The organism is Streptomyces mexicanus (assembly GCF_902506575.1).
Classification (GTDB): Bacteria; Actinomycetota; Actinomycetes; order Streptomycetales; family Streptomycetaceae; genus Streptomyces; species Streptomyces mexicanus.
This window is the reverse complement of sequence record NZ_LR732662.1, coordinates 1-1746: the sequence shown is the minus strand read 5'-3', so window position 1 is coordinate 1746 and position 1746 is coordinate 1. Positions and strand designations below refer to the sequence as shown.

The window sequence follows — 1746 nt, the reverse complement described above, 5'->3', positions numbered from 1 at the left end:
GTCGGCGCCCTCCGGGCTGTACTGGTTCTTCGTGGGCACGCTCGGACCGGCGCCCAGGGAGGCGATGTACGCCGCCAGCTGGTCGATCTCGGCCTGGTTGTAGATGACCTTCTTGCGCGGGATGGCGCACACCCCAACCGAGGAGGCCGGATGCCCGATGCCGTGGCCGCGGAGGGCGCTGCCCGCCCCGCCGCCGTGGACGCTCCCGAGCCGCCCGGCGGCGGCCGGTCCCGCGGGCCGCACGCCGACGGGTCGCGCGCGGTGGAGGCCGATCCGTCGAGCGCGGTGGACGTCGACCGGTTGAGTGCGGTGGCGGACGCCGTGCTGTACGAGGGCTATCTGCTCTACCCGTACCGCCGTTCCTCGCCGAAGAACCGGGTGCGGTGGCAGTTCGGGGTGGTGCTGCCCCGGGACTGGGTGGAGCGCGACGGCCCCGTCACGCCGGGTGTGTCCGGCGCCGCCGACTCCTGGTACCAGCGCACCGAGTGCCTGGTGCGCGTCCGGCGGCCGGACGCCGCCGTGACGGTGCGGGTGCGTTTTCTGCACCAGCAGCGCAAGCAGGTGCAGCAGGCCGGTCCCGACGGCGCGTACCACCCGGTCGACTCCCTGCGCACCGCCGACGGCACCGCGCACCTGACCTTCGACGAGGCGGTGCCACGCGAGGCCCACTTCACCGTCGCCGTGGACGACCTGCTGCGTCGGGAGCACACCGCCGGGTTCGGGGCGGCGGCCGGGCAGGACACCGAGCCGCTGCCCTCGGGCGCCGGGCGCGTGGGGCGGCGCCGTGAGGAGGTACGGGGCCGCACCACGCTCACGGCCGAGCGGCTCGGCCCGGATCTGGTCCGGCTGCGGGTGCGCACCGAGAACGCCGCAGCGTTCCCGGACCCGGCAGCACCGCGCGAGGAGGCGCTGCGCCGGGCGCTGGTCGCCACGCACACCCTGATCGGCGGCACGGGCGTGGAGTTCGTCTCGCTCATCGACCCGCCGGCCCAGCTGGCGGAGCCCGCGCGCGGGTGCCGCAACGCGTTCGCCTTCCCCGTCCTCGGCGGTGCGGCGGCCGCCGCGCCCGAGGGCGGGGGCGGCCTCGGCCCTGCCCTGCTGTCCTCGCCGATCCTCCTGCCCGACCGTCCGCAGGTGGCACCGGAGAGTCCCGGGGACCTGCACGACGCGGCGGAGATCGACGAGATCCTGACCCTGCGCACCATGCTGCTGACCGACGCGGAGAAGGCCGAGGCCCGCGCCACGGATCCGCGGGCCGCCGACATCCTGGACCGGGTGGAGGCTCTGCCCACGGAGGTCTTCGCCCGGCTGCACGGCGCCATCCGCTCCCTGGCACCCGCCACCCCGGACGCCTCCGACACCGTGGACCCTTCGGACGCCATGGACCCTTCGGACGCCCTGGACGCTTCCGACGCCGAAGCCCCCGTCGCGCCTCGCATTCCCGCCGCCCACGACCTCCCCGCCGCGCCGGAGGGTCCCGGCGCGGCCGAGCGGCCCGCGTGGTGGCAGGAGCTGGGCGGCGACGGCCTGTCCCCGACGACGGACACGGTGCTCGTCGACGGGGTGCGGGTGGGCGGCGGCAGCCGGGTGCGGCTGCGGCCGCGGCGGGGCGCCGACGCCCAGGACATGTTCCTGGCCGGGCGCACCGCCCGGGTCGCGGGGGTCTTCCACGACGTGGAGGGCGGCGTGCACCTCGCCGTCACGGTGGACGACGACCCGGCGGCGGAGCTGCACACCTGGTACGGC

1 protein-coding gene and 1 pseudogene are annotated in these 1746 nt (G+C 76.5%); one reads left to right on the top strand and one right to left on the bottom strand.

Annotated features, from left to right (window positions below; genetic code table 11):
• Window positions 1–126: pseudogene (locus GV126_RS34445) on the bottom strand (cytochrome bc1 complex diheme cytochrome c subunit); the annotation flags it as partial.
• Window positions 127–150: 24 nt separating this feature from the next.
• On the opposite strand from GV126_RS34445, the gene GV126_RS34440 reads away from it, so the two are divergent.
• Window positions 151–1746 (top strand): hypothetical protein (locus tag GV126_RS34440; protein ID WP_236570375.1); only part of this gene is annotated, 1596 nt, incomplete at its 3' end.